Here is a 26,903-nt window from a genome sequence, read left to right as displayed (position 1 = left end):
GGATGGCACAGGCCATCCCTCTTTGCGTTCATTGTTCCTGGCCGGGTAACCGGCCCTCTCACCAGCCCTTCATCAGAACCACTGGCCGTGGCGCTTGATGTAAATGCTCTTGACGGTCTGGGTCAGCCCCATGTAGGCCAGCATGGTGATCACCAGCCACATGAAGTACTTGGGCCCATCCAGAGTGATGAAGCCGAAGTGCTCGGCCAGCGGCGAGAACGGCAGGTAGCAGCCGATGGCGATGGCGATCGAGGTGGAGAGCAGCACCGGCAGGGTGGCGGTACTCTGCAGGAACGGGATCTTGCGGGTACGCAGCATGTGCACCACCAGGGTCTGCGACACCAGCCCCTCGATGAACCAGCCGGAGTTCATGATGGCCTGACCGTTGACCAGCGGATCCATGCTGCCGTTGGCGGTGGCATAGAGGGCGCCGGCACCGAACACGAACCACATCAGACAGTAGGTGCTGATGTCGAACACCGAGGAGGTCGGGCCGAGCCACAACATGAAGCGCTTGATGTTGCTCGCCTCCCACTTGCGCGGCCGCTTGAGGAACTCGGGGTCCATCTTGTCCCACGGCAGCAGCATCTGGGAGACGTCATACACCAGGTTCTGGATCAGCATCTGCATCGCCAGCATGGGCGCCCAGGGCAGCCAGGCGGAGGCCACCAGCACCGAGAAGACATTGCCGAAGTTGGAGCTGGCGGTCATGTTGAGGTACTTCAAGATGTTGCCAAAGGTCTCGCGCCCCTTGATCACCCCCTCCTCCAGCACCATCAGGCTCTTCTCCAGCAGGATGATGTCGGCGGTCTCCTTGGCGATGTCGGCGCCGCTGTCCACCGAGATCCCCACGTCCGCATCCCGCAGCGCCGGTGCATCGTTGATGCCGTCGCCGAGGAAACCGACGGTATTGCCGTTGGCCTGCAGCGCCTTCACCACCCGCGACTTCTGCAGCGGGGTGAGCTTGGCGAAGATGGTGGTGTGCTTGACCACGGTGCACAGGGCCACATCGTCCATCACCTCGATATCCTTGCCAAGCAGCGGCACACCGGGCTCCAGCCCCACATCGCGGCACACCTTGCTGGTGATGATGGGGTTGTCGCCGGTCAGCACCTTGACCGCTACGCCGTACTCATTGAGGGCGCGGATGGCCGGTGCGGCCGAGTCTTTGGGCGGATCGAAGAAGGTGAGGAAGCCGCGCACCACCAGCTTGACCTCATCGCTGGTACGATAGCTCTGCTTGCACTCGGTCGCCGGGATCTCGCGGGTCGCCACGATCAGCACCCGATAGCCCTCAGCGTTGAACTCCTCGCTCTGGCGCAGTAGGGCGCGGCGATCCGCGTCGGTCAGCTCCCGCACCTCCTGGCCATCGGCGATCTGGCTGGAGACGGCCAGCATCTCTTCCACCGCCCCCTTGGAGACCATCAGCTGTTGGCCCAGATCGTCCTGCACAATCACCGACAGGCGCCGGCGCACGAAGTCGAACGGCAGCTCGTCCACCTTGCGGTAGTTGGCAGGCTTGCAGCTCTCCCCCAGCGCATCGGCGTGCTCGACCACCGCGATGTCCATCAGGTTCTTCATGCCGCTCTGGTGAAAGCTGTTGAGCCAGGCCAGCTGCAGGATCCGGTCGTCCCGCTTGCCGCGCACGTCGTAGTGATGCTCGAGGATGATCTTGTCCTGGGTCAGGGTGCCTGTCTTGTCGGTGCAGAGCACATCCATGGCACCGAAGTTCTGCACCGAGTTGAGCCGCTTCACCACCACCTTGCGTTTGGCCATGGCCACCGCGCCGCGCGCCAGGTTGGCGGAGACGATCATCGGCAGCATCTCGGGGGTGAGCCCCACCGCCACCGCCAGCGCGAAGGTGAGCGCCGACATCCAGTCACCGCTGCTGACCCCGCTCAGCATGAAGACGATGGGCACCATCACCAGCATGAAGCGGATAAGCAGCTTGGTGACGCTGTTCACGCCGCGATCGAAGCTGGTCTCAATACGCTTGTGGCTCACCACGTTGCGCGCCAGCGAACCGAAGTAGGTGTCGCTGCCGGTCGCCACCACCACGGCCCGGGCAGTACCGCTCACCACATTGGTCCCCATAAAGCAGATGTTGGGCAGATCGAGCATGCCCCCCTCACCGGCACTGGCCCCCTCCGCCGACTTGCCCGCTACCGCGCCCAGAGTGTCATACTTCTCCACCGGCAGCGCTTCGCCAGTCAGCACCGCCTGACTGATGAAGAGATCGCGGGATTCGATCAGCTTGATATCGGCCGGGATCATATCCCCCGCCTGCAGGTGCACTATGTCACCGGCCACCAATTCGGTCATCGCCACCTCCTTGCGCAGGGGGGCTGCCCCCGGCGAGGGGCGACGCTGCACGGTGGCGGTGTTGCGCACCAGCGACTTGAGCGCCTCGGCCGCCTTGGCGGAGCGGTACTCCTGCCAGAAGCGCAGCAGACCGCTCAGACCCACCATAATGCCGAGGATGATCACCTTGACCCAATCCTCGTCACCCGGTTCGGCCATCAGCACGTCCATCACGTAGCTGACCAGACCCAGGGCGATCAGCACCAGCACGAAGGGGTTCTTGAACGCCTGCAGCAGCTGGACAAACGCATGGGGTGGCTTGTCGTGGGTCACCTCGTTGGGACCGAATTCGGCCAGTCGGTTGGCAGCCTCAGTCGCAGTCAGACCATCGATGTTGCCGCGCACGGCGGTGAAAGTGTACTCGAGAGACTTGTCGGCCTCGTCGAGCACTCTGGAGGAGATCTTCTCCTTCTGCGTGCCCGGCGCAACAAAGCCCTGCTGCTTATGCCGGCTGGCAGTATGTTGTTGTTTCATAATTATTTATCCTGATTTTTACGCAAAACAGGGCCCTGTCGCGGGCCAAGCCTGGCGTCAGTACTGATATCGAAGGCTGTGAACCCAACATGCTGCCGATGCGGTCAATTGCCGCGCACGGGGCGTCCCGTCAGACAAATGTCTGCCGTCGCGCTAACCAGCATGGTTGGATCAGATCAGGGGTCAGGACACCGCATCCCGTTCCCCGCAGGGGATCAGGAGTGGGTAGGCGTGGACCCCGAGGGTCTAGGTTTGGGCTCTTCGGTCATGACGGTTCCTCCGAGTTGAGCGGCAGCAAGCCGGCCCCGGCATATCGAGGGCACGGCAGGTCATCGCCGGCGGACAGATCCGCGCGGCGGCGTTATCGGCAGGAGGCAAGGGCCGCAACGGGGCGGCCAGGACCGATAAAGGAGATCAGGATAACCACAGGCAACAATAACGGCATGATGGCCGAATAATAATGATGAGGGTTCATGGTCCGGTCACATGAGCAATCAACCGCACCCCATGAATATATTGAGAAATAGCCAGCGCATATTTCCAAATATATAAGGAAGAGACCTTCATTATTTAAATTCGCAACACAGCCTATCGAAAACCACATTGTTTTCAATACGAGCTGTCCATCCTGTTATTTCACGCCGGCCTGTTTGTCCCTGCTCGCCAAAGATCCGGTGAACGGGCGCAACGGGCAGCCCCGGGCCCATGACAAAGGGCGTACGTGGCAAGGCGTGCAATTGCTGGGGCGCGAGGCGGCATGGCTCGCAGAGGGAGTGGAACAATCCGGGGAGCAACGCAGGTCCCGGCGGGACTGGGTTGCAAGAGTCGGGATGACTCGCTAGATGCCACACTCTGAGCGATCAGAGTGAGGGAGAAGAAGGAATATCAACCTCAGTTCTGATTAGCCCACATCGCGCTGTGCAATCGGCTACAACTGTCGCTTTCCATAATATCCTTCCATCTGTTGATAACACGCCAAGATTCTACCCAGAAATATTTGGCGGCGCAAAATATAAATTCATATTTTAATAAATTACCAGCCATGAATTGCCATTCTCCTATTTTTTCGCGAACGCTTCTCAACGCCTATTTGAGAATGGCTCAACCGACCAGCCGTGATGTCGATCGCTCCGTCAGCCCTCACTGACAGCAACGCCCGCCGCGATATGGCCAGCACGGCAGGTCTTTATACGGGACGGGACTATGCTATCCATGTGCCGGATTCATATGGGGGTTACATGTTCAAGGCAATCCATGATCGTTCGCTGCTGTTCAGCCAGGCGCTGGGCATATTGATCTTCATCATCCTGATATCCATCAGCTTCTTTGGCCTCTACTCGGTGAAGAGCGCAGCGGACAAGATGGGCGAAGGCAAGGATGTCGTCGCGGACATACTGCCGCCCCCGCTCTACCTCATCGAGGCGCAACTGCAGGTCTATACCCTGCTGCATGCCGCGGCGAGCGAGCGGGAGGGGTTGCTGCAATCGCTCGCCCGCCTGGAGCAGGAGTTCAACGACCGCAATCGCTTCTGGCAGGAGAGCACACTCGACGACCAGCTCAAGCAGAGCCTGCTGGGGGAACAGCGCACCCAGGCCGAACGTTTCTGGCAACTGCTCGACAGTCAGTTCATTCCGGCCGTGCAGGCCGGCCGGCTCGAGCAGGCAACAGCCATCGCCGCCCAGCTGCGCACCCTGTACCTGGCTCACCGGCTTGGAGTCGATGCCACCGTCACCCGTGGCAGCCAGTATGCCGTCGAGCAGCTGGCGCAGCTCAGCCGCACCGCCCGGATGTGCTACTGGCTTCTGCTCGCCGCCGCGCTGACCGGCTGCGCCCTGGTCTTCTGGCTGGGCCGACCGACCCAACAACGGTTGCTGGCCGCCGGTAAGGCGACCGCAGCCATTGCGGAGGGAGCCCTCGACAGCCCCATGCCGCCTCCCGGCGACGATGCCATTGGCGATCTGATCCAACGCATCGGCCGGATGCGGGATCAACTCGCCACCCTGGTCGCCGCCCTGCAGCAGAGTGCGGGGACGCTGCATCAGCAGGCCACCGGCTTGAGCAGCCTCTCTCGCCAGCATGTGGACGACAGCCTGGCCCAGGTGGACGCAGCCCGTCAGGTGGAAGAGGTGATCGAGCAGCTGCAGGCCCTGATCCAACAAAGCGATGCCCAACTACAGCAGGTCACCGGCATGACCTCGGGCTCCGAGGCCCACGCCAATGCCACCCGGCTGGTCATTCAGGAGGTGGAGCAGGTGATCCGTGCCCAGGCTGACGGAGTGAGGCGGGTCTCCGGCACCATCGGCGACCTGGCCGGTTTGTCCCAGCAGATCTCAGGTCTGGCGGGGGCCATTCACGGTATCGCCGAGCAGACCAACCTGCTGGCGCTCAACGCCGCCATCGAAGCCGCCCGGGCCGGTGAACAGGGGCGCGGCTTTGCAGTCGTGGCCGACGAGGTGCGCTCCCTTGCCAGCCGCACCGGCGAGGCCACGACGGAGATCACCAGCATCATCGGCCGGATCCAGGATACCAGCCAGCGGGCCGTCAACGAGATGGACACCGAGCTGGCCAGGGTGGGCAAAACGGTGGAGCACGTGGCCGATGCCAAGCAGAGCATCACCAGCATTGAACAGGGCTGCGGCGAGATCTGCCAACGGATCGATCAGGTCGGAGCCCTGCTGGAGCAGGAGAAGAGCCTGATCCACGCCATCAACAGCAACGTCGGCGAGATGTCCCGCCTTGCGGCCAAGGTCAACGACAGCGCCCGCCATGCGGCGAGCGAAGCCGATACGGTAGCGACTAACTCCCAGGCACTGACCCGCCAGACCCAGCACTTTCACCTCGCGCCACCACCTCGCCACTGATCCCCGGGGCAGGGTCCGTCCTGCCCCCATTCGCGCCCACAGGGTTAAATCGATAGCCTTGGACTCAATGAGGGAATAGGATCCGCACTCCCAATTCTTCATCCAGCTATAAGGATCAACAGGCATGAATCGAAAATGGTCGCTCCCCATCGTGGCAATCGCGGGGGGAGCGTTATTCTGGCTCGGCAACACCTTTGGTATGAAATGGGCTCTGATGGCCCTGATCGGATTCGGCTTCGGCTTTACCCTCTCCTTCAGCCGCTTCGGCATCGTGTTCGGTTGGCGCGAGATGCTGACCAAGCGCAACAGCTACTACGTGCGGGTTCACCTGCTCACCATCGCCATCGAAATTCTGCTGTTCACCTGCTTCCTCTCCTTTAGCCACGCCCTGTTTGGCGATGCCATGGTGGGCAACGTGATGGCTATCGGCATTCCCTTCATCGTCGGCGCCTTCCTGTTCGGCATCGGCATGCAGCTGGCGGGCGTCTGCGCCACCGGCACCCTCTACTGCTGCGGCGAGGGGCAACCCCGCTTCTGGCTGGTGCTGCTCTGCTACGGCATCGGCACCCTCATCAGCAACCAGTTCCGGCCCGAACTGGAGGCCACCTTCTCCAGCCATGTGGTGCTGGCCAAGGATTTGACCGGCAATATCTGGAGCGGCATGCTGCTCAACCTGGCGCTGGTCGCCGCGCTGTTCCTGCTGTTTCGCAAGAGCGAGCTCAAACGTACCGGTGAGCTCAAGCCCCTCTTCAGCGGCGGCAACCTGTTCTGGCGCGATGGCCGCTTCACCGTGCTGACCGGCGGCATCATCATAGCTCTGCTCAACTCGTCCGTGGTCGCCCTGCACGGCTCGGCCTGGACCATCACCGGCGCCGTCTATGATATGGCGCTGCGCGGTGCCTCCCTGTTCGGTCTGTTCGAGGGCAACCCCAAGCTGGCCCAACCGCTGTTCATCAACCCCATGGTAGGCATGTTCTGGCTGGGGATCCTGGGGGCCATGCTGGCGCGCTGCATCAGCGGTGGCGGCACCTTCGCCCCGATGCGGATCGGCAACAGCCTGGCCTCCATCCTCGGCGGCCTGCTGATGGGGATGGGTGCCATGTACAGCGCCTGCAACCTCGGCGGCTTCTTCGACGGCACCGCCTCCGGCAGCCTGCACGGCTGGGTCTGGATGCTGATGGCCCTCGCCGGCAGCCTGATCGGCATCCGCCTGCGCCCGCTGTTCAAACTCTGATAAAACAACGGGATGGCGCGGTTACACGCCATCCCGTCACGATTTCCCTTCCAAGCCGGTATGCCGATCCCAAGCAGCACCCCAGACCCTGTTCTTCTCTATCTCAACCCCTTGAACAGCAGCAACAGGGCGAAGCCGGTGAACATCACCGCCGACAGCCGGTTGATCACCCTGGCGAAGCGTTCGCCATAGCCTTGCGCCCCCACCCAGTGGAACACCAGGCAGTAGCCGCCATGCACCACCAGCACCACGGCACTGAAGGTGACCGCCAGCAGCATGCACTGGCCCAGCGCCCCGTGACGAAAGTCGATGAACTGGGGAAACAGGCTGGTGAAGAAGATGATCGCCTTGGGGTTGAGCAGGCTGATGAGCGCCCCCTTGATGAAGCTGCGACGGCAATCCCGATCCGGCCCGGCCCCCGGCACCGGGCTCATCGCCCGCTGGCGCCAGGCGTTGAGCCCCAGATAGAGCAGGTAGAGCGCACCGCCCAGGGTGAGGATCTGCTGGCCCGCGGCCAGCCAGCGGGTGAACCAGAGCACTGCCAGCGAGGCCAGGCTCGCCACCAGCAGGATGCCCACCGCCACCCCGCAAAAGCCGGCGATGGCGTGGCGGGTGCCGCGGGTCAGGGTGTTGCCTATGGTGTAGATCACGGCGGGCCCCGGGCTCAGCACGGTGCCGATGGCGAGCAGCAGATAGAGGGCGTAATAGTCGAGTGTCATCGGGAGAAATTCCAGCGTGGATTGGCTGCCGCCCAGTATATTGACAGCCGCGACGCCAGCCAGACATAGTGGCGCTCGGCTTTATAAACTAGGAGTTTAGAGTGGATCGCTTGACGGCCATCGAGATCTTCGTCGAGGTTGCCCGCGCGGGCAGTTTCGCCGCCGTGGCGGATCGTTTCGCGATGACGCCGGCCATGATCGGCAAGTACATCAAGTGGCTGGAGGCCAGGGTCGGCTCCCGCCTGCTCAATCGCAACACCCGTTGCCAAAGCCTGACCGAGGCGGGCCAGGAGTACCTCGCCGGCTGCCAGAACCTGCTGCAACACTACCGGGAGCTGGAGCAGAACACCCTGGCCAACACCGGCCAGGCGGCGGGCAGGATCCGCATCAATGCCCCCGTCACCTTCGGCAGCTACCGGCTGACGCCGCTGCTGTGCCGCTTCATGGAGCGCTACCCGCAGATCCGCATCGAGCTGGACCTGTCGGATCGCTTGGTGGACGTCATCGGCGACGGCTTCGATCTCATTTTCCGGGTCGGCCAGCCCAAGGACGCCGGCTACATCGCCCGGCCACTGGCCAGTTCCGATTCGGTAATCTGCGCGTCCCCGCACTACCTGCAACGCCACGGTACTCCCCTCACGCTGGCGGATCTGGCCCGCCACCACTGCCTGGGATTCAGCCCCTGGCTCGGCCAGTCGAGCCTGGCCGAGGCCTTTCCGCTCGAACAGCTGCACCTGTGGGACAGCCCCTTCATCAGCAACCACGGCAGCGCCCTCAAGGTGGCCGCCCTCAACCATGCCGGCATCCTGCTGCAGCCGCGCGCCCTGCTGAGCGAGGAGCTAGAACGCGGCACCCTGCAGGAGATCCTGGCGGATGCCCAGCCCGCCCCGCGCCCGGTCAACCTGCTCTACCCGGCCAGGGAGCCCCTGCCACTGCGCCTGCGGCTGCTCATCGACTACCTGAGCGAGCAGCGCCACCAGCTGTAGGGCGCAGCCCTACTCGCCGCGCTGTTTCACCCGGCGCAGATAGACATAGCCCTCCCCCGGGCTGCCCCAGCGCTGATGGGCCTCGGTGTCGTAGGCCCGATCCAGCAATCTCACGCTGTGGGGGCCGATCCAGAGGTACTGCACCAGGGTGCTGGCGCCGCCAAAATTGGTGGAGCAGCTGCCCACCTTGCTGTGGCCGGCGTACTCCCCCGACGGCTGGCGGGTCAGCCAGATCTCGCAGCCCTGACGCAAAGAGAGCTGCTGCGGCGTGAGAGAGTCGAGCAGCTCGGGCTGACGCCAGGCGCCGGCGAAATCGATGGCCCGCGGCATGGTCAGCTCGGCCATCAGGATGCGGCCGTCGGGCACCAGCGAGAAGCGGTAGATGCGCTGGCGGAACGGACGCACCGCCCGCTCGGTCAGGAACTGCTCGGCATAGACCCAGCGAAACCCCTTGTAGCCGGGCCAGATCTCCACCAGCCGCAGCTCGGCGCTGGTGAAGCGGTTGTCGTAGCTGGCCTGCTCGCGACTGGAGAACTCGCCGGTAAACCAAGAGAGCAGCGGCTCCATGCTGGCGGAGGGTGCCGTGGTGGTGCTGTCAGGGGGCGTGGTGACGAAGGGGGTGGGTGCCGCCCAGGCCAGACAGGAGAGCAGCAGCCCGCACAGGGCCGCCATCAGGCTGGTCATCGAATCCTTCCGAATCAGTTTCATGGCGGCGATTATATGAGCGAACGGCGCCAATATCCGCAACCTTGATCAAATGATTGCCGATCCGAAGCAAAATCATCGTATTAGCGTCATGTCCCGGCAATTGGGTGGCCGCCGCCTGCGGGCTGGATCCCGCCTGAACGCCGCTGCACTCTTCGCTTGTGGGCGCTCTTTGAATCGGTTATTTCTCTTGCAATGCCCTGTGCACCGGATGCCAGGGTCGGGCAAGCGCCGCAATCAGGAGCAAAAGATGAAAAGAGCCGTAATCGCGGGCATGGTGGCCATTCTGCTGGGTGGCTGCGCGGTGAAGAATCAGGTCTCCCACAGCCTGCAGGCGATTCCGCTGACCGCCTTCCAGCAGAGCGAAAGCAACCCCAACCAGCGCATCTACAAGGAGCCCGGCGTGGATCTGCGCCAGTACCATCAGGTGCTGCTCGACCCCTTGCAGTTCATCCGCCAGGAGAACGGCCAGTGGTATCTGCTGACCGCCAACGAGCAGAACGAGATCGGCCGCTACTACCACGCTACCTTCCAGCGCGAACTGATGAGCCACGGCGTCAAGATTGCCACCGCCCCCGGTCCCGGCGTGATGCGGGTGCAGGCCGCCATCACCAACTTCGACCTGACCCGGCCCGATCCCAAGCTGCGGGATCTGCTGCCCGCCAAGATCGCCATCAATGTCACCCGCGAGGTGATCGGCAAGGAGCCCTACCTGCTCAAGGTGGGTAGCATGGCCCAGCTGCTCGACTCCCAGAACGGCAAACTGCTGGTACGGGTGATGGATGCGCGCGAGAGCCCGGACACCACCCACAAGGACAGCCCCATCACCGCCAGCGAGATGGAGAAGATGATCGACCAGTGGGCCGCCGGCCGCGCCAAGCAACTGGCCGACAACCTGGGCCGCTAGTCCGGCTCGCCGCCCCCCGGGCGCAAGGCGCCCACCACCGGCCTCGTGCCCCCAGCACGGGGCCGCTTGTTTCCCCCATCACTTCGACAAGGAGCCGTCATGAACCGTCACCCCAGCATCAAGCACTGGCGCGAGCTGCAGGAACCCGAGCCCGGCCGCTACTCCGGCAGCGAGGAGCTGCTCTCTCTGGGCAGCGCCCTCGGCAGGCACTACGGCTTTGCCCGCCTCGGCATTCACCACGAGTTGCTGCCGCCCGGCCGGCGCACCAGCTGGCCCCACGCCGAGGAGACCGAGGACGAGTTCGTCCACGTGCTGGAAGGCACCCCGGACGTCTGGCTCGACGGCGTGCTGCATCGGCTGCAGCCCGGTGACTCGGTCGGCTTCAAGGCCGGCGATGGGCTGGCCCACACCTTCATCAACAATACCGATCAGCCGGTGCGACTGCTCTGCGTGGGCGACACCGATCGGGCGGACAACCATATCCACTACGCTGTGCACCCGGAGCGCAACCGCTTCATCGGCGCCCGCCACTGGGATGCGGTGCCCGAACGCGAGCTGGGGGAGCACGACGGCCTGCCCGACCAGTTGCGCGAGCGCAAGGGTCCCTTCTAGGGCCCGCAGCCGGCCAGTCGTCGGCAAACGGACGCAACCGACTATCCTTGATGGACCCAAGGCAACGAGGAACAGAGAGATGAGGACAGGAACAGTGCGGCTGCACCGGGTGCTCAAGGCACCGCCGATGCGGATCTACCGGGCCTTTATCGAGGCCGATGCGCTGGCCAAGTGGCTGCCACCCTATGGCTTCACCTGCCGGATGGAGCAGCTGGAGGCGCAGGTCGGCGGCCACTTCCGGATGGCGTTCACCCATTTTGGCAATGGCAACAGCCACGCCTTTGGCGGCGAATACCTGGAGCTCGAACCGGGCAAGCGCATCCGCTACACCGACCGGTTCGACGATCCCAACCTGCCGGGAGTGATGCACGTGACCGTGATCCTGACCGGGGTGGTGTGCGGCACCGAGCTCGCCATCGTGCAGGAGGGGATCCCCGAGGTCATCCCGGTGGAGATGTGCTACCTCGGCTGGCAGGAGTCGCTGGCCCAGCTGGCCGCCCTGGTGGAGCCCGAAATCCCGGCGCAGTAACCGCCCGCTGGTGACCCCGAAAACGACAGAGCCTGCCACAGTGGCAGGCTCTTTTTATGCGGGGCAACGCCCGAATGACGGGATGAGCTTATTGCAGGTTGATGGCGCCCAGGTAATCCCCCTTGCCAAGCTCGACCCCGGCCTTGCGCAGCAGGGCATAGGTCATGGTGAGGTGGAAGTAGAAGTTGGGGATGCCGTACTCATGCACGCAGGTGTAGCCGTCCATCCCCTTGCCACCGGCCCAGTAGGGGTAGTAGTGGCCGCTCGCATACTGGCTGAAATCGGCATCCAGCTTGCTCTGCAGGTAGGTGAGGGTCTTGGCCAGGTGGGCGCGCAGATCCGCCATGGTCTTGGGGTCATCACCCAGTACCGGCGGCTCGCTCAGGCTGGCGGTGGCCACCACGGCACGGGCGCTGTCACAGCAGATCAGCACCTGCTTGCTGAATGGCAGCATGTCGACGATCAGCCGATCGCCGAAGAAGTTCTCCACGTTGAATTTCTTGGCGGCAGCGTGGGCCTCGGCCTTGGCCAGGCACTGGTCGAGGTTGGTCAGCATCTTGATAAACTGGGCGACGATATCACGATTCATAATGCGCTCTCGGTTGGTTGAAGGCAGTTAAACGAGCGGCATCCACTATAGCGTATCCCCCCGTTTGTTCGAGCCTGCCCCCGCAAAAAGCAGAATCCACCTGCCTTCCCAGCGACAGGATTGGACGACCCCGCGCGGCAGGTCCGCTCACCCTTGCCGACGCACTGAGTCCCTCTTTGGCTCTTTTTTGATCTGTGACATGCATCACTCTTTGACAGGGGCGTAGGCTGATTCGCGCAGCCCGGGCATACCGCCGGGCCCCACAAAAGGAGAGTGCCATGAAAATCTATGATCGAAACCGCAATGCGCTCACAGCGGGTCAGCGCGTGATGATCGCCGCCACCGGCGCCGTCGACGTTCTGAAAGAGGCTCACACCGACAACCTGACCCCCTATCAGGCCGAGCATCAAAAGTGCGTGCTGCTGGCCAACTCCCGGGAGCACTACGCCCCCATCGAGTTGATTAGACTAGGCTGATACCCCGCGTTACCTGTCACCCTACTCTTTACAATTCACCCGGCCGCCGCGCCCCGTCGGGGCCGGGTTTCTGATTTCTCCTCTACATCCGTCCCCACGCCGCGTCATGGGAGCATGCACGCTATCGGCACGGGGATCGCCATGAACAGGGGGCGGTTCAACCCCTTCTACTACATCGACTCACCAGTACGGACTACCCTCATCGGGGTGACACATAACAAGGAGAGTGAATCATGTACGGGAAAATCCTTCTGATCGTCTGTCTGTTATTACAGGGTTGTACCAATGCTCCTCAACGCCGGCTTGCCTCGGCAGAAAAGCAATTGAGTACGGATGGTGAAACCACCATGTTGTATCACTCTGTTCTTTATTATCCGGATGAACTGAGTTTGCGTTTTGATGGTTATCTGATTGGCGTGGAAAAAAGCCCGCGAGATCTGGTCTCTACCCCGCAAAGCGTGAAGGTCAGCCCCCCCTCAGAGAAGACCTTAAAGACATCAACAGACGCGTTATTAAACCAACCCAAGTTGTTGTATATCTCACATATTCTGCGAGAGCAGGCCCAGCCCCAATCTGCCGAAAACCATACCTGTGCCTTGTATAACCTTTATCAACGACTGGAGCCCGCACAATCCCAGCTGGTTGAACCCTGTGCCGAGCAGAATATGCTACCGATGGTCGTCACGCATCGGCGTTGCCAGGATAAAGAGGTCTGCGGTTATGACGACAGTTGGGATGCGCTGAAGCAGTTAAAACAGAGCATGATTCAGCGCCTGATGACACAGGCCAATACAGGCAAGCCTTATAGCGACATCGTGGTCATTGTCATGGGCTGGAATACGGTGCAAGAAGAAGCCATTCGCAACTTCAACTCCATCATGCTCAATGTGAAACGCAGTGCTCCTGCCGATTTCAATCCCCTGGTTATCGGTGTCACCTGGCCTAGCCAATGGAGCAGCAGTTGGATTGAACCGATTTATCGACTCACCAGCTTTCCCACCAAGGCCGGCGACGCCGACGAACTTGGCCTGAGCTGGCTGGGAGTGCTGATACAGCAGACACTGCCGGAAGTAAAAGCCGCATTGCCTCAAGCCCAGCAAGCGCAACTCACGACCTCGCTGATTGGCCATAGCTTTGGCAGCCGCGCTTCCAATGTGGCTGCCTGCTTTGGTCCGGCCATTTATCAGGATCACTACCAGCCCCCCACTGCGGGTATTGATAACCTGATCAACCTGCAAGGAGCCTTTAAACTGACCCAGCTGACCGATAACGCCACATCAACCTCAGCGACGGTATTTTGCCCTCTGGTGAAGCAGGTAGCGCTGACGGCATCGATTAATGACCAAGCCATGAGCAAGGCGCCCGGGGGAGGCTATGCCGGCGATGCCAGGAGCTATGCAGATATTTGCTCCAATACCAACACCCTTATTCGCTGCGCCTTCGCCGATCATCACGGTAACCTGTTCGGTGTCAGCGGCTCAGCCCGCAGCAACATCACCTATATCGATGCGAGCAGTCTCATCAGTGAGAACGCCTATCTAAGTGGTGGCGGCGCGCACAGTGACATCTATCGCAAAGAACATGGCCATCTGATTTACCAGCTGATGCGACAGGGAAAAACTCCCCCTCTTGATTGAGAGCGCGGCGCAACATTCACTCTGAATCCGCCAGCCTGCTGCGCCATATCGTTACGGCGGGTGATCACAACACCTCACCCGCCACCATCAACGACCTCAAGAGACGGACGCGATGGCGCTGGCCGGGATCCAGCCCGATTGCCCTTGATCGTTATGTACCCAGAGCCAGCCTGCCAGCTCCCGCTCCACCCGTACCCGCTCCCCCGCCACCACATCCAGCTCGCGGGCGGTATAGTCCTGGCGTGCCAGCGCCTCCTCCGCGCTGATCGGCGTCAGCAGCGACAGGGGCGCCCACCCCTCGTTACCGTCTGCGGTAAAGGTGCGCACCCAGCCCGGAAACTCGTCATCCTCGTGGCCGATGCGCACCCGCTCTCCGGCCCGAAAGACGATGGGGTTGGGGTAACAGGTGTGGTGTGCCGTGGTGATCAACGCCAGCATCATCGTGTCCTCCGACTGGTTCTGATGGGTGACGCCCCGAGTCATACCACAATCCAGGCCCCGTTGTGTTATCCGGGCTCACATCCTCTGGCAGGGGATGCTATCCCCCGAGGTAGCCCCTCTGCCCCCCCTGCTATTCATTACTGTCAGTGAATTTTCATATCATCCGAGTGCCATTTCAGTGCACTTTCCATCGCCCTAGACTGCTCATCGAACCTTAACGAGGAGTCTTGTATGAAACTCACCCATGTCACTCTCCTGGCCGGCACCATCGCTTCGGCCCTCTCTTTCAACACCTTCGCCGGTGACCTGGTCTCGGTGAAGTTCAGCGATGGCCGCGCCGCCGTCAGCGGGGTCGAGGCGGTCAACAAAGCGCTCAACCCCATCGGTGTCAACGTGGTCACCGTCGATATTCCCGAGGCCGCCAGGCCGCTGCTCGCAGCCTCCCACCGCCGCGCCCTGACCAAAGCGGAGCTCGGCGCCCTGATTGCGGCCTTCAACCTGAGTCAGGGGGAGCTGCTGGAGCAGGCCAGGCTCGCAGGGCGCGCGCCCGCGGTGCAAGGGGGCGGCGTCGCCACCGAGGAGACCGGCGTCGGCCCCTATCCCAAGGTCTATGACCTGATGGCGCTGGACGAGCGCACCCGCAGCTCCGTGCTGGGGAAATACGGCCGCATGCACGTCAACTCCGCAGAAGACGGCACCGACATCGACGAGGTGATGACGGTGGTCAGTGGCGGGCCTTTCCGCTGGGGCTTTACCCTCAAAGACGGCAGCATCGCCCGCTTCCAGATAGACAAGGTGGGCCTTGAGGACAAGGCCGTGCGGATCAGCTATCACGGACTGGGCATGCACGCCGGGCTGATGGATGCAAAACAGGGGCTGCTGGTGGCCTTCGCCCACGGCCCCAGAGCATTCACCATGCGCTACCAGGCCGACGTGCCCCACGCCAAACTGCTCGGCACCAACCCCTGGGCCGATGTCGGCATCAGTCTGCCCCCCGCCCCAGGCAAGGCGCAATAAGCCTCCGCGCGGCACCGGGCGGTCGGGTCAAGACCCTGCCGCCCTTGTTGCGCCTCTCTGTTACCTGGCGCCCGATGAGCCGGAGACGGTGAATTCACCGCGCCATAATGGCACCATCGTTTACCAGTGGTGAATTATCGGGGGCAGGATGAACAAGATCACGGCGCTGAACGTCTTTCGCCGGGTGGTGGAAATGGGCACCTTCAGGGCGGCGGCGGACGACCTGCGCCTCTCGCAGGCGGCGGTCAGCAAGAACATCAACGAGCTGGAAGCCTTTCTCGGCATTGCCCTCATCAACCGTACAACAAGGCGGCTGAGCGTCACCGAAGCCGGCATGACCTATTACCGCCAGATTTGCACCGTGCTGGACGGCCTGGAGGCCGCCGACCAGTCCATCATGGCCACCTCCTTCACCCCCAGGGGCAGGCTGAGGATCAGCATGCCCATGTCCTACGGGCTGATCCGGCTCAACCCCCTGGTCTGCGAGTTTCAGCGCCGCTATCCGGAAATCGGCATCGAGGTGGCTCTGAGCGACGCCTACATGGATCTGGTGGATCAGGGGCTGGACGTGGTGATCCGGGGAGCTGGCACTCTGGAGGACTCAACCCTGCGCGCCAAACCCCTGTGCGAGGTGCAGCGGGTGCTCTGCGCCGCCCCCGATTACCTGAAGGAGGCGGGCCAGCCCGCCCAGCCGGAGGATCTCAAAGAGCACAACTGCCTGCGCTACAGCCTCTCCTCCTCCCCCGACAAGTGGTGCTTTACCCGGGACGCGGAGAACGTGACAGTGGACGTGCGCCCTGCCAGCTTCTGCGCCAACAACGGCATCGCCCTGAAACAGGCGGCGGTGCAAGGGCTTGGGGTGATCCTGGTACCGCACGAGTTCGTGGCAAGCGAGCTGACGGACGGCACCCTGGTCAAACTGCTCCCCGACTGGCAACCCGACCCCCACGCCCTGTTCGCCGTCTACCCCTTCCACAAGGAGCAGTCCCCCAACGTGCGGCTCTTTATCGAATTTCTCATCAAGGTGTTTCAGTTGAGGTGAGCCCGATAGGTGGATACCTGTTGGAACCCGCCTGCATGTAGGTTCGATTAGCGAAGCGTAATCGGACGTTCGCGTGACTAGGTATATAGACGGCAAGGCTATGCTTGGCTTTTCGGCCGAGACGAGAGGAAAGGTATGGCCAACTGGCGGCGGGCATGGTGGCCCGGAGGAACCTGGTTCTTTACCGTCAACCTGCTGGAGCGGCGCAACAACCGGTTGCTGGTGGAGCAGATCGACTTGCTGCACCACAGCGTTGCCAAGGTGCAACAGGCTCACCTCTTCGCCATCCACGCATGGGTGGTGTTGCCCGACCATCTCCACTGCATTCTCTCTTTGCCGGAGGGGGACACAGACTTCCCCCTGCGTTGGCGGCTCATTAAAAGCCATTTCTCCCGCGCCTTGCCGGTGAAAGAGCGGCGCAGCCAGACCCGGTTACACCACGGGGAGCGGGGCATCTGGCAGCGCCATTATTGGGAACATCTGATCCGGGATGAGCAGGATTACCGCCGCCATATGGATTACGTCCATATCAACCCGCTCAAGCATGGTCATGTCACGCGGGTGGCCGATTGGCCGTAGAAGGGATTGGAGTGAACCTTTCAAGGTTTTTTCCTTTGCGAAGGATCGAAGCAGAAAAGTGTATGTCCTAGGTTTTTATCTCAAAATTTTTATAAGGGTTACCTCTCAGAGAATCAACACCAACTAGATCTATGTACCCAGACAAAGGTACACTACAGAGAAATAGCAATGATTAGCTGTGATTTTTATGTGTTATGAGCATTCCATGCTATGCATCGTTGTGGCTTTATTTTTAATTTAACAGTGGGGTATTTATGAACCACGAGGCTCAAGAATTCGATGATCTGTTTGAAGACTCGGACGAGTTGGAAATAGAGGAGCAACTTGAAAATGTTAGTTTGGCATCTCCATTTTCTACCAAGGATATTAAGGTTAACACTCAGACAATTGCATTATCTGCTCTAATTGCTAGATTGAATTATGATGAAATTGACCTTCAACCTACATTTCAGAGAAAGAGTGGTCTATGGACAAACACTCAAATGAGTAGGCTTATAGAGTCTATTTTATTGAAGATGCCCTTGCCAATTTTCTATTTTGACGTGTCTGAACCAGGGCGTTGGCTTGTTGTTGATGGATTACAACGTTTGTCTGCTATAAAGCGCTTTGCGGTAGATAATAAAAGGCCCTTGAAACTCACTAACTTAGAGTTTTTAGGAGAACTAAATGGTCTGACTTATGCCGATCTACCTAGGCCAATGCAAAGAGTAATTGATGAAACTCAGATTGTCACTTATCAGATAGAGCCACAGACGCCTAAGGAAGTAAGATATTCTATATTCAATAGAATTAATACCGGGGGGTTGAAACTAAATTCTCAAGAGATCCGGCAGGCACTGAACCAAAAAGGAATAGCAGTTAAATTCCTGAAGGATGAATGTGAGTCTATAGATTTCAAACGGGTTGTTAATATTCGCACAGATAGAATGCTGGACCGTGAGCTTGCTTTGCGCTTTTTCGCATTTAGACTCCTTAAAATTGATGATAATTTTAAATCATTATCTTCATTCTTAGATAGAGCGATGGAGAGAATAGATGAAAACAAGTACGTATCATCCGAATTGAAAATATTAAGCGATGATTTTAGGAGAGCGTTGAGGATCTCAGAGGCTATTTTTGGTCCTAACCATAAATTTAGCAAAGCGATCATTGGTGATGGTAAAAGAAATTTAAATAGATCGTTGTTTGATGTCTTAACTGTTTGCTTTAGTCAAATAAAAGACACTGAGAAATTCATTAATAACAAAGATATATTCAATCAGAAGTTGAGGGATATGCTATCTGACGAGTTATCTATTTTAAGTCAAGCTATATTTCAAGGGACTAGCTCAAAGAGAGCTGTTACAGATCGCTTCTCAGAAATGAGAAAATTGATTGGCGAAATGGAAGATATAAAATGAGGCTAAGTGTCATTTCATTAAAAAACTTTAAAAGTTTTGAGAGTGTTAGAATTGAGCTCTCAAATTTAAATGTTTTATCTGGTTCTAACAGTGCTGGTAAGTCATCCATAATTCAGGCATTACTTCTGTTGAAACAAAACAATGAAAATATTCGTTTTTCATTTGTTTCAGAAGGTATGAAGGATAGTAAGGCAAAAATACCTAGATTTGATATAAATGGCCCATTAGTTAAATTGGGGCAAGATGGTGGATTATTGTATATAGATGCATCTGATGATGAGATTGTATTATCAGTGAGTGATACGCTGGGTCAAGTCAATCTGTCAAACTGCGCTAACCAACATTGGAAAGTGGAGTTAATAGAATACAATAAAACAAAAGAGTCAAGTAATAGATTATTATCTAAATTGGGTTCCTTACGAAGACTCGTTCCTGACTTTAAGTATTTGAGTACAAACAGAGAGTCCCCAGATATTATTTATCCACTATCTAATTCAGATATAGAGGATGAATCCTTGGGGATACATGGGCAATTTACAGCGCATTATTTAGCTAAAAACAAGTCAACTCCAATAAAGATCAAGGCACTAGCTCACCCTGATAGTCACACTGATCATCTTCTTGAAAATGTATCTAAATGGCTTTCTGAAATAAGTAGTAACATTGATGTGTCTTCCAAAATAATACCAGAAGCCAATAAAGCAGCACTAACATATAATTATACTTATGGACATAATCGCTCTCGCCCAATAACTCCAGTCAATGTTGGCTTTGGTGTAACACATGTATTACCAGTTATCACACAGCTACTGATGGCGAAAGAAAATGATCTCCTAATAATTGAAAACCCAGAGGCCCATCTTCATCCTAAAGGACAGGCAAATTTAGCAAGACTGATCAGTCTTGTTGCCTCTAAAGGTGTGCAAATCATTTTGGAAACACATAGCGATCATATTTTAAACTCTATTAGAGTTTGTACAAAAGAAGGCATAATCTCTAAAGAAATGTCTAAAGTGTATTTTTTTCAACGTAATGTAGACTCATTATCTTCGTCTGCTACAGAAATTAGCATTAATGATGATGGTTCTGTGGACTCTTGGCCATCGGGTTTCTTTGATGAGTGGGATAATCAATTAGATAAGTTACTTTGGTGATTGATGATGGTTGCTTTTGTTGTCTTCAATGAATTATCACTCCCATTAAGTGATAACAACTGGGAATATCAAGTCAAGGGCTATATTGAGCTTGTAAATATGCTTAGAGCTAATGGAGTTAGCTCTATAAGAGTTAATCATCATTTTAAGGATTTGTCATTTTTTACAGAATCAAAATCTCTACCTGCATTTATGGGGGGGCTTCCTAATGGTGATATTAAAACGCGGCTTAGAAGTCTTCTCACCAATCAGTCAAGTTTCTTTGAAAGCCCCTTAATAAGAGATGATGAACATGCGCAAAAATTTGAACTCACGGTAGATAGTGAATATTATCTAGATGGTAATGTAAATAATGGTGGGTTAGCATGTGCTCATATATGGAATACATTTTCGGTCAATTTTCACACAAGTGAAAGGTGGCTACACAATAGTATTCTATTAGAGAAGGCTTTTGCTGATGGCACTTCACAGGATGCTGAAGTCTTATTGCTTACGAATGCTGAACATTATGAGTATCATCATGCTGAGCTAAGTAGGCTAATAACAAAGCCTAAAAGTTCTGATGAGTTATTTGTCTTTTGTGACATTGTCAGCACTTTGTATATCTATAGAGTATCTTTTTCTGAACAGGCTGGAGAAGAGCTTCCTAGATTGTTAGAAAAAGGAGGTAATTACTTGGATAGAGTTTATGAGTTAATCAAGTCTATAAAAATAACACCTTCAGAAGGAATTGGTAAACCGGAAAAATTAAAAGAAAATTTAGCAGGCTTTTCTTCAAGAAGAATTGATGCCGAGCACCGTTTGGTCTATAGAATAGTAAGTGATAATCATATAGAAATATCCCAATGCCTTGGCCATTATTAATTTATATTTGATTTTCACCATGTGGTACATCTAAACAATAAATAGAATCAAAGTTCTAACCGGCAGTAGTTTATTATCAAAAACCAACCCGGCCTAAGCCGGGTTGGTTATTTCAAAAGGCAGGAAAAATCAGAGCGCTTCCAATCTGGCATAGGCAGTCACCAGCCACTTGGCGCCGACGTCGTCGAACTGGATCTGCACCCGGCTCTGCTGGCCGACCCCTTCGAAGTTGAGCACGATTCCTTCCCCGAATTTCGGATGGAGCACCCGCTGGCCGAGTTTGATGCCGCTGGCATCGAAGCTCTGCTGCACCTCGTTCTGGCTAAAGCGGCCGTACTGGGTGGGGCGGCTCACCTGGGTGCGCAGCCGGATCTCTTCCAGACATTCGGCGGGCATCTCGCGGATAAAGCGGCTCGGCTTGTGGAACATCTCGCGGCCGTAGATGCGGCGGCTCTCTGCGTAACAGATGTAGAGCTTCTCCATGGCGCGGGTCATGCCCACGTAACAGAGACGCCTTTCCTCTTCCAGTCGGCCCGACTCCTCGGTGGATTGCTGGCTGGGGAACATGCCTTCTTCCACCCCGACCAGCAGCACCAGCGGGAACTCCAAGCCCTTGGCGCTGTGCAGGGTCATCAACTGCACCGCGTCGGCATATTCGTCCGCCTGATTCTCACCGGACTCCAGCGCCGCGTGGGCGAGGAAGGCGGAGAGATCACTCATGTCTTCCAGCTCGTCCGGGCGCTGGTACTGGCGGCAGGCGGTGACCAGTTCGTCCAGGTTCTCTACCCGCGCCTGGGATTTCTCGCCCTTTTCCGCCAGATACATCGCCTTGAGGCCGGAGTGCTGGATGGCGATATCCGCCTGCTGATGCAGCGGCAGCAGGGAGACCTGCTCCTCCAGCGCGTCGATCAGATCGACAAAACCGCGCACCGCGTTGCCGGCACGACCGGTCAGCACCTTGTCATTGAGCAGGGTCTTGGCGGACTGCCACAGGTTCTGGCCCTGATCGCGGGCGTTGTTGCGCAGTATCTCCAGGGTGCGATCGCCGATGCCGCGGGTCGGGGTATTGACCACCCGCTCGAAGCTGGCGTCGTCGCCACGGTTGTTGATAAGGCGCAGGTACGCCATGGCGTCCTTGATTTCCTGGCGCTCGAAGAAGCGCAGGCCGCCATAGATGCGGTAGGGCATGGCGTCCTGCATCAGCGCCTCTTCCAGCACCCGCGACTGGGCGTTGGAGCGATAGAGGATGGCGCAGTCGGCGAGCAAGCCACCTTTCTCTTTCCAGTCCTTGAGGCGGCCAACCACGAAGCGTGCCTCGTCCACCTCGTTGAAAGCGGCGTAGAGCGAAATCGGCTCGCCCTCGGCGCCCTCGGTCCACAGCTCCTTGCCAAGGCGCTCGGCGTTGTTGGCGATGACGCAGTTGGCGGCTTTCAGGATGTTGGCGGTGGAGCGGTAGTTCTGCTCGAGGCGGATGGTCTCGGCGCCCTGATAGTCGGTCAGAAAGCGCTGGATGTTCTCGATCTTGGCGCCGCGCCAGCCGTAGATGGACTGGTCATCGTCGCCGACGATCATCACCTTGCCGGAATCTCCTGCCAGCATCCGCAGCCAGGCGTACTGGATGCCGTTGGTATCCTGGAACTCGTCCACCAGGATGTTCTGGAAGCGATCGCGGTAGTGCTCGAGGATGTGGGGCTTGTTGAGCCACAGCTCGTGGGCGCGCAGCAGCAGCTCGGCAAAATCCACCAGCCCGGAGCGATCGCAGGTCTCCTGATAGGTCTTGTAGATCTGCTGATAGGTGCGGGTGACGGGATCGCCATAGAGGTCGATGTCGCCAGGGCGCAGCCCCTCGTCCTTCTTGCCGTTGATGTAGCCCATCACGGCGCGCGGGGCCCAGTGCTTCTCGTCGAGGTTGAGCGCCTTGAGCACCCGGCGGATCAGCCGGTACTGGTCGTCGGAGTCGAGGATCTGGAAATCCTGCGGCAGCCCCGCATCCAGATGGTGGGCCCGCAGCAATCGGTGGGCGATGCCGTGGAAGGTGCCGATCCACATGCCGCGCACGCCGTCACCGATCACCTTCTCGACCCGGCCACGCATCTCGGCCGCCGCCTTGTTGGTAAAGGTCACCGCGATGATGGAGAAGGGTGAACAGCGTTCTACCTGCATCAGCCAGGCGATACGGTGCACCAGCACCCGGGTCTTGCCCGAACCGGCACCGGCCAGCACCAGTAGGTTGCAACGGGGGGCCGCCACCGCGTCTCTTTGCTTGTCATTGAGCCCGTCGAGCAGGGTTGAAACGTCCATCACCACTCCTGTTTATTTATACAGGCGGGGATTATACGGCCTGAGCGGCCGGAGACCAACCAGCAGGATCAACGAAGGGGGCGGTGATAGTTCCGATATTGGCCCAACACATCACCAGAAAAGCTCAATAACATGGCGCGTGGTGCATCCAGCACCTGATGGACAGGGTCAAAACGAAGGGAGGCAGCGTGCAAACGGCCTTCAGGCAGGGTCACTTCAGTGTTCCCCATTATCAGCATGCCGTCCTGATAATACCCATGCTGGAAGTGCACTATGACGGCATCCACCATCAAGGTGCCTTGTTTCAACTCCAGTGACTCCCGTTGTATTTCGCGCAACGCAAAGAGACTGGACAATGACGGACGCCCGCTGGGCATCCGCTGCAAGTATTCACGGGTGTTCAATTGATATTGCAACTGGCCCTGACTATCGAAGACACGCTCCCGATAGTCGTTGTAGCGTGCCAACATGCCGGCAGCTTGCGCCGCCGGCATCAGCAAAAAGAGCGCTCCCAACAGGAGCGCTCTGCATTGTTTACAGCTGATCAGCACAGCTGACCTTGTTGCCATCCAGATCGGTACAAGAGACAAAGATCTTGTCGAAGGTCGAACCGGCCAGCGGCGTCATCTGAGTTGACCAGTCATAGCTCACCCCCTTGGCGTAGATAGTGGTGTAGCTGTCTTGATCTTCCTGCATCCAACCAATGTACTCCAATGCACCACGATCGTTCTCGGCAAGCGTCTTGAACTCGTTGCTCGAAATGAGACACATGGGCATCCCCATTGCCTTGGACAACTCGGCATCCCGCTCGCCCACAGAACCAGCACAGGCGCCCGCCACCTTGATGGCTACATCACTGCGATCCAGCATCTCATCGAAGAACGGCAGCACATTGATGTTGTACTTCACTCCGACGTTCTGCGGCTCCCAACCCATGTCAGTGTTGACGTATTTGGTCTCGGTATTTTCCCACTGGATAGTGGCCACCTTGCCCGAGAAATGGTCAGCCAGCTGCTTCAGGGTAGCAGTATTGGCCTCGATCTCCTCCTGGGTCAGCGACTCATCCAGCTTGCCCTGATCGACAGTCAGTGCGAGGCTCACGGCATCCTTTAACTGCGCCTTGGCCTTGCCCAAACGCACCTTGGCATCATCAGTCAAACGGAAGAAGTCGGCATGATTCACCAGGGTGTCCGGCTCGATATCCAGCTGACTGAACTGAGCCTTGAAGGTGCTGGCACTCTCTTCATAAGTGGTGCTTAACTGCATGCCCCAGGACTGTTTGATGTGCATACGTGGCAAGGTCACCTCTTCTTCCTGGGTGGCATAGGCGTTGTCCGGACCGTACTGGTAGGAGGCAGCAATATTGAGTGCCGATGCCATCGCCATCGCCGAGGCCCGCAGGGCCTTGGCGCCGTCGAAGTTGAGAGTGACAGACTCGTCATCACCATAGGTAGCGCTGTAATCCGGATCCTGGATGTCGGCCAAAGTAGCAGCGACTTTTTCCATGCTGTCGGCATAGGCGCCCATCAGCTGGGCAACATCATGGGTGTAACCCTTGCCACCTTTGAGCGCTACTGAAGCGGTACCGGGGGTGTGGATGATCACGTCGATAACCTTGGCCAGATTGGAACTGTAACCACTGCCCACGGAAGAAGATACGAAGCCCAGCCGCTCGGCAACAACGGGGTTGTTGGTCACCTCGAGCATGGATAGCATTGCCAGCACTATCTGGCGATCTACCTTGCCACTCTCTGTGGTTTCAGCCTGCAGGGTGCCTTTGTAGTCCTTGAGCTTGCTCTCAACATCCAGATTCTTGAGGTCAGTCAGTGCCTGCAGATCAGAGAGCACCTTGTCGACCGCGACAGAGCGGCCATTGACACCCGCCAGAGTGGCAGAGAGATGGTCTTTCGCTGCGGCCAGGGAGACGACATCCTTGGTCAGGCCTGCCGTTTTCAGGGCCTCGACCAGTGAGGTGTTAAAGGCGTCATCGCTACCTAATTCGATGATCCCCAGTTGTGCGACCAGTGCCGTGTCGAGGGTAATGCCATTTTCCGGGTTGTTATCACTGTCGAGAGTTTGCAACAGGGCTGCGATGCGGATCGCCTTGTTCTTGTCATCACCCGCCAAGGTATAGGGAGTGACCAAAGAGCTACCAGCCTTGAGCGTCACCGAACCCAACAGTTGGTTGCCCAGAGTGAAGGAACAGCTGTCGCCATCATTGAACAGAAACTCACCATTGGCGTTGGTGATGCTGCTGTAATTGGCGCACCGGTAGTTGAGGCCAGCAACGGCGGCATCGAGGAAAATCGCTGTGTGCAGGGGCTTGCTGCCGGTGTCGGTGCCACCACCGCTGTTGCCACCGTTGCCACCTTCGTCGCCGCCACCTCCACAAGCGGTCAACATGACACCTGACAATACGCAAGCCACTGCTGCACTCAGCACATTTTTTTTCATTTTTTATCGCTCGAATAAGTGAAAAAACACGCCCCCATCCAGGAGGCGCAGTCGAGTCGCATAATACACAAGAGTACTCATATGAAAAGCGGCAATGTGCAGCTATATGAGCTCGTTCACTCTCGCCGTCAAATTCACTATCTGGGGCACTCTCCAACTAGCGCTAATAACGAAAGATACTGATACCAAACCATTAAAGGGCTCCAATAGAAGCCTTAATATTGGTCATCATGTGAAAACGCTTGCTTATAACCTTATGAATACAAACAGAAATGTCATTTGGAGCCAATTATTCACAGAATTTAAATCTGAAAACAGGCATCAAAACAACCACTTATAAAGCGATTTGCTTATATTTCAAACCGTTAACGCAAACGTTTTTCCTTTATGATCTCCTTGACCCACACCGTGGCTCACTTACAGTTAGCCAGCGTGCTTTATGGCCTGCCCCGGCAGGTTGTGGACCCTCACATAACAATCAAGGATACGATCGTGACTAAAGTGCTCAAGCTGGCCACCGTTGCCGCCCTCACTCTCGCTGCCCTTTCTGCCCAGGCAGCCTCCCAGCCCGCCGTCATCTACGACACCGCAGGCAAATTCGACAAATCGTTCAACGAAGCCGTGTTCCGCAATGGCGTCGAAGTCTACAACAAGGACAAAGGCGTCAAGGTCAAGGAGTTCGAACCCCAGAACGAAGCCCAGCGTGAGCAGGGTCTGCGTCGTCTGGCCAGCCGTGGCAACGGCCCGATCGTTGCCGTCGGCTTCAACATGGGTTCCGCGGTAGAGAAAGTAGCGACCGAGTTCCCGAAAACCCAGTTCACCATCATCGACATGGTGGTCGACAAGCCGAACGTCCAGTCCGTCATCTTCAAGGAGCATGAAGGTTCCTTCCTGGTGGGCGCGCTGGCTGCCATCGCTTCCAAGACCGGCAAGGTCGGCTTCGTGGGCGGCATGGACATCCCGCTGATCCGCAAGTTCGAGTGCGGCTACGAGCAGGGTGCCAAGTACGTCAATCCGAAGATCGAAGTGTTCCAGAACATGACCGGCTCCACCCCGGCGGCGTTTGCTGACCCGGCCAAGGGTGCGGAACTCGCCAAGTCCCAGTTCGCCAAGGGCGCCGACGTGGTCTATGCCGCCGCCGGCGGTACCGGCATCGGTGTTTACCAGGCCGCCAAGGACGAAGGCAAGCTGGCCATCGGCGTGGATTCCAACCAGAACCACCTGCAACCGGGCACCATGCTGACCTCCATGGTCAAGTCGGTTGGCCTGGCCGCCTACCAGACCTGGGATGACGCCGCCAAGGGCACCTGGAAACCGGGTATCAAGAACCTGGGTCTGGCCGAGGGTGGTGTGGATTGGGCGCTCGACAAAGACAACGAGAAGCTGATCACCCCCGAGATGAAAGCCAAGGTGGACGCCATCAAGGCCGAAATCATCTCCGGCAAGGTCAAGGTGCACGACTACATGAGCGACAGCACCTGCAAATACTGAGTAACCGCTACTACTCTCAACCCAACGACCGGCCCGCACGGGCCGGTTTTTAGTCTCTTTTCATGACCCG

The 26,903-nt window shown here is 57.8% G+C and carries 23 protein-coding genes; 15 read left to right on the top strand and 8 right to left on the bottom strand.

The features are described 5' to 3' along the window. Positions 1-72: 72 nt before the first annotated feature. Positions 73-2,835 carry a magnesium-translocating P-type ATPase gene (gene mgtA / locus OKC29_RS17485; RefSeq protein ID WP_073348635.1) on the bottom strand — a complete coding sequence of 921 codons (2,763 nt, stop codon included), beginning with the start codon at positions 2,833-2,835 and terminating at the stop codon, positions 73-75. A gap of 1,238 nt (positions 2,836-4,073) precedes the next feature. Between mgtA and OKC29_RS17480 the strand changes: the two genes are divergently transcribed. Together OKC29_RS17480 and OKC29_RS17475 are read left to right on the top strand one after the other, a co-directional pair. Beyond that, entirely contained in the window at positions 4,074-5,696 is a 1,623-nt protein-coding gene (locus OKC29_RS17480; RefSeq protein ID WP_162275562.1) for a methyl-accepting chemotaxis protein, read from the top strand. Between the two features lie 124 nt (positions 5,697-5,820). Further along, positions 5,821-6,930: a YeeE/YedE thiosulfate transporter family protein gene (locus OKC29_RS17475; protein ID WP_174892440.1), complete on the top strand. Its 1,110-nt coding sequence runs from the start codon at positions 5,821-5,823 to the stop codon at positions 6,928-6,930. 98 nt (positions 6,931-7,028) lie between these two features. On the opposite strand, the gene OKC29_RS17470 is transcribed toward OKC29_RS17475, so the two are convergent. Next, entirely contained in the window at positions 7,029-7,649 is a 621-nt protein-coding gene (locus OKC29_RS17470) for a LysE family translocator (RefSeq protein WP_073348633.1), read from the bottom strand. Positions 7,650-7,750: 101 nt separating this feature from the next. Here OKC29_RS17470 and OKC29_RS17465 point away from each other — a divergent pair, with 101 nt between their 5' ends. Beyond that, the gene (locus OKC29_RS17465; RefSeq protein ID WP_073348632.1) at positions 7,751-8,635 is read left to right on the top strand and encodes a LysR family transcriptional regulator; all 885 of its coding nucleotides are present in this window, start codon (positions 7,751-7,753) and stop codon (positions 8,633-8,635) included. A gap of 9 nt (positions 8,636-8,644) precedes the next feature. Here the strand turns inward: OKC29_RS17465 and OKC29_RS17460 are convergent, their stop codons facing one another. Further along, positions 8,645-9,319: a chromophore lyase CpcT/CpeT gene (locus OKC29_RS17460; protein ID WP_041213570.1), complete on the bottom strand. Its 675-nt coding sequence runs from the start codon at positions 9,317-9,319 to the stop codon at positions 8,645-8,647. A 271-nt stretch (positions 9,320-9,590) separates the two neighbouring features. On the opposite strand from OKC29_RS17460, the gene OKC29_RS17455 reads away from it, so the two are divergent. From OKC29_RS17455 to OKC29_RS17445, 3 genes are all read left to right on the top strand, one after another. After that, on the top strand, positions 9,591-10,247 hold the full coding sequence (locus OKC29_RS17455) for a DUF3313 domain-containing protein (RefSeq protein WP_017410561.1): 657 nt from the start codon (positions 9,591-9,593) through the stop codon (positions 10,245-10,247). A 99-nt stretch (positions 10,248-10,346) separates the two neighbouring features. Further along, complete coding sequence (locus OKC29_RS17450) at positions 10,347-10,859, top strand: cupin domain-containing protein (protein ID WP_073348631.1); 513 nt, start codon at positions 10,347-10,349, stop codon at positions 10,857-10,859. A gap of 79 nt (positions 10,860-10,938) precedes the next feature. Beyond that, positions 10,939-11,388 carry an SRPBCC family protein gene (locus OKC29_RS17445; protein WP_017410559.1) on the top strand — a complete coding sequence of 150 codons (450 nt, stop codon included), beginning with the start codon at positions 10,939-10,941 and terminating at the stop codon, positions 11,386-11,388. 88 nt (positions 11,389-11,476) lie between these two features. Here OKC29_RS17445 and OKC29_RS17440 read toward each other — a convergent pair whose 3' ends face one another. After that, positions 11,477-11,977: a DUF1993 domain-containing protein gene (locus OKC29_RS17440; protein WP_024944643.1), complete on the bottom strand. Its 501-nt coding sequence runs from the start codon at positions 11,975-11,977 to the stop codon at positions 11,477-11,479. Positions 11,978-12,255: 278 nt separating this feature from the next. Between OKC29_RS17440 and ydfZ the strand changes: the two genes are divergently transcribed. Further along, complete coding sequence (gene ydfZ / locus OKC29_RS17435) at positions 12,256-12,453, top strand: putative selenium delivery protein YdfZ (RefSeq protein ID WP_073348630.1); 198 nt, start codon at positions 12,256-12,258, stop codon at positions 12,451-12,453. Between the two features lie 233 nt (positions 12,454-12,686). Further along, positions 12,687-14,090, top strand: coding sequence for a hypothetical protein (locus OKC29_RS17430; RefSeq protein ID WP_073348629.1), 1,404 nt, complete (start codon positions 12,687-12,689; stop codon positions 14,088-14,090). Positions 14,091-14,186: 96 nt separating this feature from the next. On the opposite strand, the gene OKC29_RS17425 is transcribed toward OKC29_RS17430, so the two are convergent. Then, a complete protein-coding gene (locus OKC29_RS17425; protein ID WP_226031237.1) occupies positions 14,187-14,531 on the bottom strand; it encodes an SH3 domain-containing protein in 345 nt (114 codons plus the stop codon). Positions 14,532-14,762: 231 nt separating this feature from the next. On the opposite strand from OKC29_RS17425, the gene OKC29_RS17420 reads away from it, so the two are divergent. The 6 genes from OKC29_RS17420 (at position 14,763) to OKC29_RS17395 (ending at position 20,587) form a co-directional block, all read left to right on the top strand. Continuing rightward, positions 14,763-15,548 (top strand): hypothetical protein, encoded by a 786-nt coding sequence (locus tag OKC29_RS17420; RefSeq protein WP_073348628.1) that lies wholly within the window; start codon positions 14,763-14,765, stop codon positions 15,546-15,548. 148 nt (positions 15,549-15,696) lie between these two features. Further along, positions 15,697-16,590, top strand: coding sequence for a LysR family transcriptional regulator (locus OKC29_RS17415; RefSeq protein WP_073348627.1), 894 nt, complete (start codon positions 15,697-15,699; stop codon positions 16,588-16,590). A gap of 135 nt (positions 16,591-16,725) precedes the next feature. Continuing rightward, positions 16,726-17,169 carry an REP-associated tyrosine transposase gene (locus OKC29_RS17410; RefSeq protein WP_232090970.1) on the top strand — a complete coding sequence of 148 codons (444 nt, stop codon included), beginning with the start codon at positions 16,726-16,728 and terminating at the stop codon, positions 17,167-17,169. 254 nt (positions 17,170-17,423) lie between these two features. Next, a complete protein-coding gene (locus OKC29_RS17405) occupies positions 17,424-18,569 on the top strand; it encodes a DUF262 domain-containing protein (protein WP_073348626.1) in 1,146 nt (381 codons plus the stop codon). Continuing rightward, complete coding sequence (locus OKC29_RS17400) at positions 18,566-19,723, top strand: AAA family ATPase (RefSeq protein WP_073348625.1); 1,158 nt, start codon at positions 18,566-18,568, stop codon at positions 19,721-19,723. Before OKC29_RS17405 ends, OKC29_RS17400 begins: the two co-directional genes overlap by 4 nt. Before the next feature lie 3 nt (positions 19,724-19,726). Further along, positions 19,727-20,587, top strand: a complete 861-nt coding sequence (locus OKC29_RS17395) for a Txe/YoeB family addiction module toxin (RefSeq protein ID WP_242897903.1) — start codon at positions 19,727-19,729, stop codon at positions 20,585-20,587. Positions 20,588-20,716: 129 nt separating this feature from the next. Here the strand turns inward: OKC29_RS17395 and uvrD are convergent, their stop codons facing one another. The 3 genes from uvrD to OKC29_RS17380 form a co-directional block, all read right to left on the bottom strand. Beyond that, positions 20,717-22,888, bottom strand: a complete 2,172-nt coding sequence (gene uvrD, locus OKC29_RS17390) for a DNA helicase II (protein WP_077095866.1) — start codon at positions 22,886-22,888, stop codon at positions 20,717-20,719. Between the two features lie 68 nt (positions 22,889-22,956). Beyond that, positions 22,957-23,439 carry a hypothetical protein gene (locus OKC29_RS17385; RefSeq protein WP_123784996.1) on the bottom strand — a complete coding sequence of 161 codons (483 nt, stop codon included), beginning with the start codon at positions 23,437-23,439 and terminating at the stop codon, positions 22,957-22,959. After that, positions 23,423-25,342, bottom strand: a complete 1,920-nt coding sequence (locus tag OKC29_RS17380) for a hypothetical protein (RefSeq protein WP_123784995.1) — start codon at positions 25,340-25,342, stop codon at positions 23,423-23,425. The genes OKC29_RS17385 and OKC29_RS17380 overlap by 17 nt, the downstream gene beginning before the upstream one ends. A gap of 492 nt (positions 25,343-25,834) precedes the next feature. On the opposite strand from OKC29_RS17380, the gene OKC29_RS17375 reads away from it, so the two are divergent. Then, a complete protein-coding gene (locus tag OKC29_RS17375) occupies positions 25,835-26,833 on the top strand; it encodes a BMP family lipoprotein (protein ID WP_024944638.1) in 999 nt (332 codons plus the stop codon). Positions 26,834-26,903 lie beyond the last annotated feature (70 nt).

The sequence above is a fragment of the Aeromonas sp. QDB34 genome, from assembly GCF_027705405.1.
GTDB classification, from domain to species: Bacteria; Pseudomonadota; Gammaproteobacteria; order Enterobacterales; family Aeromonadaceae; genus Aeromonas; species Aeromonas hydrophila.
The sequence above is the reverse complement of the archived record's forward strand: the minus strand, read 5'-3'. Positions and strand labels throughout refer to the sequence as shown.

What these genes read in the sequence shown, in the direction of transcription:
- OKC29_RS17430 (WP_073348629.1), top strand. Translation starts at nt 12,687, where the DNA reads ATGTACGGGAAAATCCTTCTGATCGTCTGTCTGTTATTACAGGGTTGT.
- OKC29_RS17425 (WP_226031237.1), bottom strand. Translation starts at nt 14,531, where the DNA reads ATGATGCTGGCGTTGATCACCACGGCACACCACACCTGTTACCCCAAC.
- OKC29_RS17460 (WP_041213570.1), bottom strand. Translation starts at nt 9,319, where the DNA reads ATGACCAGCCTGATGGCGGCCCTGTGCGGGCTGCTGCTCTCCTGTCTG.
- OKC29_RS17440 (WP_024944643.1), bottom strand. Translation starts at nt 11,977, where the DNA reads ATGAATCGTGATATCGTCGCCCAGTTTATCAAGATGCTGACCAACCTC.
- OKC29_RS17395 (WP_242897903.1), top strand. Translation starts at nt 19,727, where the DNA reads ATGATGGTTGCTTTTGTTGTCTTCAATGAATTATCACTCCCATTAAGT.
- OKC29_RS17405 (WP_073348626.1), top strand. Translation starts at nt 17,424, where the DNA reads ATGAACCACGAGGCTCAAGAATTCGATGATCTGTTTGAAGACTCGGAC.
- OKC29_RS17410 (WP_232090970.1), top strand. Translation starts at nt 16,726, where the DNA reads ATGGCCAACTGGCGGCGGGCATGGTGGCCCGGAGGAACCTGGTTCTTT.
- OKC29_RS17450 (WP_073348631.1), top strand. Translation starts at nt 10,347, where the DNA reads ATGAACCGTCACCCCAGCATCAAGCACTGGCGCGAGCTGCAGGAACCC.
- OKC29_RS17455 (WP_017410561.1), top strand. Translation starts at nt 9,591, where the DNA reads ATGAAAAGAGCCGTAATCGCGGGCATGGTGGCCATTCTGCTGGGTGGC.
- OKC29_RS17380 (WP_123784995.1), bottom strand. Translation starts at nt 25,342, where the DNA reads ATGAAAAAAAATGTGCTGAGTGCAGCAGTGGCTTGCGTATTGTCAGGT.
- mgtA (WP_073348635.1), bottom strand. Translation starts at nt 2,835, where the DNA reads ATGAAACAACAACATACTGCCAGCCGGCATAAGCAGCAGGGCTTTGTT.
- OKC29_RS17470 (WP_073348633.1), bottom strand. Translation starts at nt 7,649, where the DNA reads ATGACACTCGACTATTACGCCCTCTATCTGCTGCTCGCCATCGGCACC.
- OKC29_RS17420 (WP_073348628.1), top strand. Translation starts at nt 14,763, where the DNA reads ATGAAACTCACCCATGTCACTCTCCTGGCCGGCACCATCGCTTCGGCC.
- OKC29_RS17480 (WP_162275562.1), top strand. Translation starts at nt 4,074, where the DNA reads ATGTTCAAGGCAATCCATGATCGTTCGCTGCTGTTCAGCCAGGCGCTG.
- OKC29_RS17400 (WP_073348625.1), top strand. Translation starts at nt 18,566, where the DNA reads ATGAGGCTAAGTGTCATTTCATTAAAAAACTTTAAAAGTTTTGAGAGT.
- ydfZ (WP_073348630.1), top strand. Translation starts at nt 12,256, where the DNA reads ATGAAAATCTATGATCGAAACCGCAATGCGCTCACAGCGGGTCAGCGC.
- OKC29_RS17445 (WP_017410559.1), top strand. Translation starts at nt 10,939, where the DNA reads ATGAGGACAGGAACAGTGCGGCTGCACCGGGTGCTCAAGGCACCGCCG.
- OKC29_RS17475 (WP_174892440.1), top strand. Translation starts at nt 5,821, where the DNA reads ATGAATCGAAAATGGTCGCTCCCCATCGTGGCAATCGCGGGGGGAGCG.
- OKC29_RS17415 (WP_073348627.1), top strand. Translation starts at nt 15,697, where the DNA reads ATGAACAAGATCACGGCGCTGAACGTCTTTCGCCGGGTGGTGGAAATG.
- uvrD (WP_077095866.1), bottom strand. Translation starts at nt 22,888, where the DNA reads ATGGACGTTTCAACCCTGCTCGACGGGCTCAATGACAAGCAAAGAGAC.